At 68.6% G+C, this 659-nt stretch carries 1 protein-coding gene and 1 pseudogene; one reads left to right on the plus strand and one right to left on the minus strand.

The features are described 5' to 3' along the window. Positions 1-212, plus strand: a pseudogene (locus tag AC1DWF_RS35285) (hypothetical protein); the annotation flags it as partial. A gap of 31 nt (positions 213-243) precedes the next feature. On the opposite strand, the gene AC1DWF_RS35290 reads toward AC1DWF_RS35285, so the two are convergent. Further along, positions 244-659: HD domain-containing protein (locus tag AC1DWF_RS35290; protein WP_476843115.1), on the minus strand; the 416-nt coding region annotated here is incomplete at its 5' end.

Genomic DNA, 659 nt, shown 5'->3' on the forward strand with positions numbered 1-659 from the left:
ACGGCGCGCCGGCCGGCACGCCGATGGCGGTCCGCCAGCGCCTGGCGACCGAGATCGACCGGATCGTGAAGTCGCCGGAGGTGACGGAGCGGCTGCTCTCCTGGGGCTCGGAGCCGGTCGGCGGCACTGTCGAGGACATGGAGCGCATTCTTGCCGACGAGCGGCGGCGCTGGAGCGACGTGGTGCGGATCGCGGGGATCGAGAAGGAGTGACGGGAGGGCCAAGCCCCTCCCGGAAGGCCGCTCAGGCCGGCAGGATCACCCGCTCCACATACTGCATGAAGTGCGAGGCCGGCGGCGTCTGAAGCCCCTTCACCTTCGCCTGCTCGTCGAAGCGGCGTAGCTGCACGGCCTCCTTGTACTGTGGCACCGCCTCGAATTCGGCGATCTCCCCAGGCGACATGGGGCCGCCCTGGAGGCTGAGGCTCAGGATGGAGTCCTTGGAGAGCTTGGCGAAGTAGTCCGGCTCCACCGCGCAGAGATAGCGCTTGGCGGCGACATGCAGCCGCACCGGCTCCGTCACATCAGGGCCGAACATGGAGACGAGGAAGTCGTAGCCGAGCTCCTCATGCTTGTCGTCCACGCCCTCCTCGGCGGGGTTGTCGCCGAGGTCGTGCACCATATGGCCGATGTCGTGCAGCAGCGCCGCCGCGATCAGAC

This window comes from Aminobacter sp. P4_D5 (assembly GCF_056401815.1).